Source organism: Mucilaginibacter sp., from assembly GCF_039207105.1.
Classification (GTDB): Bacteria; Bacteroidota; Bacteroidia; order Sphingobacteriales; family Sphingobacteriaceae; genus Mucilaginibacter.
In genome coordinates this window covers 1-6,225 of record NZ_JBCECK010000225.1, presented here as the reverse complement: position 1 = coordinate 6,225, position 6,225 = coordinate 1, and the positions used below count along the sequence as shown (strand labels likewise).

6 protein-coding genes are annotated in these 6,225 nt (G+C 41.5%); 3 read left to right on the top strand and 3 right to left on the bottom strand.

Annotated elements, in window-relative coordinates:
• Window positions 1–555 (top strand): bestrophin family ion channel (locus tag AAGC65_RS24245; protein WP_343115045.1); only part of this gene is annotated, 555 nt, incomplete at its 5' end.
• Window positions 556–557: 2 nt separating this feature from the next.
• Here AAGC65_RS24245 and AAGC65_RS24240 read toward each other — a convergent pair.
• On the bottom strand, window positions 558–1,907 hold the full coding sequence (locus AAGC65_RS24240; protein ID WP_343115044.1) for a serine hydrolase domain-containing protein: 1,350 nt from the start codon (window positions 1,905–1,907) through the stop codon (window positions 558–560).
• A 174-nt stretch (window positions 1,908–2,081) separates the two neighbouring features.
• Between AAGC65_RS24240 and AAGC65_RS24235 the strand changes: the two genes are divergently transcribed.
• Complete coding sequence (locus AAGC65_RS24235; protein ID WP_343115043.1) at window positions 2,082–2,660, top strand: Crp/Fnr family transcriptional regulator; 579 nt, start codon at window positions 2,082–2,084, stop codon at window positions 2,658–2,660.
• A gap of 99 nt (window positions 2,661–2,759) precedes the next feature.
• Window positions 2,760–3,497 carry an SDR family oxidoreductase gene (locus AAGC65_RS24230; RefSeq protein ID WP_343115042.1) on the top strand — a complete coding sequence of 246 codons (738 nt, stop codon included), beginning with the start codon at window positions 2,760–2,762 and terminating at the stop codon, window positions 3,495–3,497.
• A 74-nt stretch (window positions 3,498–3,571) separates the two neighbouring features.
• Here AAGC65_RS24230 and AAGC65_RS24225 read toward each other — a convergent pair whose 3' ends face one another.
• Entirely contained in the window at window positions 3,572–5,995 is a 2,424-nt protein-coding gene (locus AAGC65_RS24225; protein ID WP_343115041.1) for a TonB-dependent receptor, read from the bottom strand.
• 45 nt (window positions 5,996–6,040) lie between these two features.
• The coding region (locus tag AAGC65_RS24220) for a hypothetical protein (RefSeq protein WP_343115040.1) at window positions 6,041–6,225 on the bottom strand (185 nt) is incomplete at its 5' end.

The following is a 6,225-nucleotide window of genomic DNA, read 5'->3' as shown; positions in this document are numbered from 1 at the left end:
GCCCTTACCTATGCGCTAAAACATCAATTAAGACACACCGATGCTGATGCCGATATGCGCAAAAGGCTACCCGCAGAACTTGCAGATAAATTAAGCACAGCTATTTATAAACCTATTATACTCATGAAACAGATGGCTATTTGGGTGCAAACTGCAAAAGAACAGGGCAAAATAGATTCTATTATACAAACAGCTTTTGACGAAAATTTCAGTAAACTATCAGATATTGTTGGCGGTTGTGAAAGGATAGCATCCACCCCAATACCTTATACATACCGGGTTTTGCTGCACCGCACTGTTTATATTTATTGTTTTTTACTACCCTTTGGTTTCGTTGACAGTTTGGGTTGGTTTACCCCGCTTATGGTTACTTTTATAGCTTACACCTTTGTGGCCCTCGAAGCCGTAGCCGATGAAATAGAGGAACCTTTTGGCCTGGAAGCCAATGACCTTGCCCTGAACAGCATGTGCCTTATGATAGAAACCACCCTGTTAGAAATGGCCGAAAAGCCCCTGCCCGAACAACCGGTCAGACAGGGTTATATTATTGACTGATCTTATTTTTCCCGGATCATTACAAAACTACGGCCACCTTGCTTTAACGTAAGTTTGCCAGCGGCAGCATCAAATACCATCACAATACCGGCAGGGGCAAACTGAAACTCATTTGCAGTAATCGGCTCCAATGGAAACGATGACTGACCTGTAGCTTGCGCTATTAAAGTAGCATCCTTTTTGGTTACCGTAATTTTCATTGGTAGTCCTCCACCGGAATATACTCCCAGATCCTTGTCCAGATCCTCCGGTTGAAATTTTATACCGGTTCTAAGCGTAAAATCAGGCAAGGTATATGGCCGGTTAAAGGCGATGCTCAGCACTCCTATCATCATATCATTCAAATCCATGTTTACTCCATTAGCGGTGTAGGAAGTAGCCAGTTTTTCTTCCGGAAAATATACAACCTGCGACTGAAAACCATCAATGCCGCCATTATGGCCAAAACCCGTTTTACTATAAAATGGATAGCCCATCAGATCCATACCAAACTGCCCTTTAATGTTTTTCATATGATTAAGACTGCTATCACTCACTAACTTCCCGGTAAACAGGGCGTTTATAAATTGGGTGAGTGCTTTAGGGTTTGATACCAAGGCCCCTGCCCCACCCGGAACGCTCATGTCTGTTTCTGTCAGGTTTTTCCAATTACTATCCTGCCAGTTGTATGATTGCGCTTCTTGCTTTGTTACATCAATTTTACCACCGTAGTAAGTGTCTGGTAAAGCTATTTTATTTACTATCCTATCTTTTAATGCAAGTGCGTACGGCTTTTTATCTATGGTCTCTATTATATAACCCAATAATACAAACCCGGTGTTACTGTAAGCCTGCCTGGTACCGGGTTCAAAATCGGGTTTATTTTGTTTAAAAATAGTCAGCATATCAGCATGCGTCTGTTTTTTGTTCATTGCTGTCAGAAAACTGCTATCATCAGCAAAATTGTGCAACCCACTGCTGTGATTTAGCATTTGAGCTATAGTAATTTTAGCGGCATTGGGTATATCCGGAAAATAACGGGCCAATGGTGTACTCAATTGCAGTTTACCTTCTTCAATAAGCTGAAATATCATTACCGAGGTAAAAACTTTGGTGATAGAGCCAATGCGATAATGAGTATCTGTTGTAGCAGCTACTTTTTGTTTATCGTTGATAACACTATAACCAATGGCCCTGCTATATATCAATTGACCATTTTGCCTGAGAGCAAGGCTGATCATAGTTTTATTATTGGCAGCCAGTATATCCATCAGGCTATCCATTTTAGCTTTATTAAATACAGGCGTTTGAGCAACTGTACACTGGCCAAATAAAACAGCCATCAATGCGACAATTAAAAGTTTACATTTCATAAGGCGTAGGTAGAATAAGATTTAAGTTTTATTTAATAATGATAAATATAGAGGTAGTAGTTGATATCAGAAAATAATACTTCGGCTTAAATTATGTCAGCCCAATTTCAAATAGAAGCGGTATATTTAATCTGCAGGCATAATTAAATAGTTTTGGTGGGTAATTTTAAATCAATGTTTGAAGTCTTCAGAAAATATATCAGCGACAAAGCAAATCTCACACCTGAAGAGCTTGAAATGATCCTGGCCGCAAGCATTCCAAAAAAGCTAAAGAAAAAACAATACCTTTTAAAGCAGGGTGAGGTATCCCGATATAATACTTTTATAACTAAAGGGTGTTTGCGCCAATACCGGACCGGTAATGATGGTGCTGAGCATATCATGCGCTTTGCGATTGAGAACTGGTGGATAAGTGACCGCGAAAGCCTGACTACCGGCCTGCCCTCAAAAAGCTATATAGACTGCCTTGAAGATAGTGAACTTTTACTTTGGCCGAGGGAAACCTTTAACGAACTAAAAACAAAAATTCCGGAATTGCATGCTTTTGAGGAACGTACATTGGCCAGAAGCTTCAACGCTACTCAGAACAGGATACATATTGCCATTAGTTATACACCCGAAGAGAAATATCTGAACTTTGTTCAATCCTTTCCAACCGTATTTAACCGGGTGCCTTTATATATGATTGCCTCATACCTGGGTATTTCACGCGAAACCCTCAACCGCATACGCAAACACTTTGCGCATAAATAGTACCATTATTTTGTGTCATATGACATTTTTTTCGAGAGGCCTATAGCTCAACTTTGTATAGTTATCCGGATGAATGGATAACATTAGATACAACAGAAAATGTCAAAAAAATTAGAAAATAAAGTAGCCGTAATAACCGGCGCTACCAGCGGCATGGCCTTAGCCACCGCAAAATTATTTGTAGCAGAAGGTGCATACGTGTTTATTACCGGCCGCAAGCAGGATCAGCTGGATGCCGCTGTTAAAGAAATAGGTTACAATGTTACAGGCGTACGTGCCGACTCGGCCAACCTTGATGATCTGGACCATTTATACGAGGTAGTTAAAGCCGAAAAAGGAAAGATAGATGTATTGTACGCAAGTGCAGGCGTAGGCGATTTCGGGGTACCTATTGGCACTGTTACGGAAGCTGTTTACGCCAAAACATTTGATGTTAACGTAAAGGGAACCATATTTACTGTGCAAAAAGCGCTGCCCATACTGAATGACGGCGCATCAATCATCATGACGGGTTCTATCGCTTCGGTAAAAGGATTTGAGGGGATGGGCGTTTACAATGCCAGTAAAGCCGCGGTACGTTCATTGGCCAGAACCTGGACCGTTGAGCTTAAAGCAAGAAAAATAAGAGTGAATGTATTGAGTCCCGGTACTATTTTAACTGGTACTTTTGATGGCGTACCGCAGGAAACTCTTGATTCATTTGCTTCATTGATACCGATGGGTCGTGTTGGCCAGCCGGAGGAGATCGCTACTACCGCGCTTTTCCTGGCCTCGGCAGATTCAAGTTTTATTACAGGTATTGAACTATTTGTTGATGGCGGAACCGCGCAGATATAATTATCCACTTTAAACAACAACAGCTTCCTGGTTGCCCGGGAAGCTGTTGTTTACTACAGTAAACAGCGGCTCTGTTAAAACTTATAAGCAAAGCTAAGCGCGAAATTGCGGAGCCTTTGCGGGTTTACAGACCAATACCCAATGTAGTATTGTTTGTTAGTGATATTATTCAGGTTAAATGTTATTCTATAGTTATCGGCATTATAAAACAGGCTTGAATTAATTAAAGTATAGCTTGGCAAATCAAATACACCGGTTACACTGTTGTCAATCACCCGGTATTTGCCCGCGTAATTACCACCTACGCCTAAACCAAAGTTTTTTAAACTACCTGTATTAAATTTATAGGTTGCCCAAAGGTTTGCCTGATCCTGCGGACCTTGACCGCCGGGGCTCCGGCCGGGTTCGTTATAAAAATCATCTGTATTTCCTTCCAATATTTTCGTTGAATTATGGCTGTAACCGGCTATCAGGTTAAACCCACGCGCCGGGTTGGCGTTCAAATCTATCTCAAAACCCTTACTCCCTACTTTACCGCCCTGTAAGGAATTATTGGGATTTCCCGGATCGGGGTAAACCCTATCGGCCACTTTAATATCATAGTAAGATACCGTAGCATTCAGCTTATCCGATATCAGGTTGGTTTTCACACCCACCTCCCATTGGTTGGCATGCTCAGGCTTAAATGATTTTACACGCGGGTTACTACCGTCGGCATCTGTTACCTGCTGAGGCGCCACGTTAATAAACGCGTTCATGTAATTGGCAAAAACAGAAACTTTATCCAGCACAGGCTGATAAACCAGACCAAACTTGGGCGACACCGCAAATTGATGAAAATTATCAGAAGGATCGCTTTTTTCACCTTTAGAGTCAAAGTAATCACCCCTTAGGCTAACCATTGCCATAAGGCCGGGGGTAAAATTAATAACATCAGATACATACATGCTGTATGAACTGTTGCTGATATTACTACGGGCACCATCTGTAGCAGCCAGGTCATTATCAACCAAAGCCTGCGACAGGTACACCGGTGGAATAGTGTCGCCTGTTGCGCGATCGACATATTGAACCTCTGCTTGCTGCGGGGTTACGTGCCTAACCGATGCCCAACCCGAGCCATTGTCAATGACATTGCGGTTAAAAAAGTCTAACCCGATCAATAAACGGTTTCTGAGTTTACCTATCTTGAAATCGCCGTTAAAGTTTTGCTGTATATCGGTAGTGCTGGTTGTTTGTTGTTCTTTGTGAAAATATTGGTTAAAATAATTATCCCCATACTCATCATCCCATATGTAGGTATAATAACCATTTGATTTAACAGTCCCTCTTGAAAGTACAGTTTGTGAAGTCCACTGGCTTGATATTTTATATTGCATTTGCGCCTGTAGATTAAACCTCGGGTTTTTAATGGTCAGATCATTACTCATGAACGACAGATTGTTGTTCAGGTTCAGCTCTTCTATGTTTTTAAAAAGCAAAGGATTCAGCCTGTCTGAATGAAAAAACACCGGTGCTACTGCACGTTCCTCTTCCAGTATCTCGGTTAAAAAATTAAAGGATAGTTTATCGTTAACTTCATAGGTAAGCGATGGCGCTATAAAGAATGATTTTTTAAATCCTGCATCCTGAAAACTGTTTTCGGTATGATAAGCTGTGTTAATACGCAAGGCTATCTTCTCGGTTTTACTTAAAGGCGTATTAATATCTGCCGAAACCCGGTTTAAACCATAGCTACCTACATTGTAGGTAACCTCGCCGCCAAAATCAAAGTATGGTTTTTTGGTTACGGTGTTAATGATACCGCCATAACCGTAAAAACTGGCGCCAAAAAGCGTGGCAGATGGGCCTTTAATTACTTGTATCTCTTCCACATCGGCCACATCCAGGTTTCCGCTGGTTAAACCTGGCAAACCGTTAATTAAAGATAGCTGGGCATCAAATCCACGCAATGCAAAGTAAGAAGCCCCATCACCGGCACGACCGGTTGACTCCCACGTACGGCTAATGCCCGGCACATTGCGCAAAGCATCATCATAAGTAGTAATATTTTGCTGCTTGATAATTTCTGAAGAAACTGAATTGTAAACCTGTGGGTTCTCCAGGTTTTTCAAAGGCATTTTAGCAACAATGGTGTTTATCTTTTTTGATTTTTTTGTTGATACGATAACCTCCTGCAATTGGGCAGCGTTTTCTTTCAGGATAAAGTTTGCGGTAGCTGTTTCGCCTGCCTTAACTTCTACAACCTGCTCCTGCTTACCTAGGCCTATAAACGAGGCTACAATAGTATGAGAACCCGGAGCAATGTTTTTGAGCTGGTAAATTCCGTTTTTGTTGGTAAGCGTTCCTTTGGGCGAGCCTTTAATGCTAACGCCCACCAAATCTACAGGTGTGCCATCGGCCGTTTTAACAGAACCGCTGATACCACCCGATTGTGCCAATACCGGAGAAATGAAAATAAAGAGCAGCAGGATGCAGTATGTAAGTTTTTTTATCATAGTGTGATTAGTTAATTCGCCGCTAAGGTACTATTTAGAACCTTTCTAAACAATATTATTTAAAATCATTCTAAATAGATGTTTAGACAAGCGCTTTGGTATTGGCAAAATCACTTTATCAGGATATTTTACTTTTCCTCTTGCAGAAATTACTTTTCTGTCTATATTTGCACTCCCAATGCGAAAGTAGCTCAGTTGGTAGAGCACGACCTTGCCAAGGTCGGGGTCGC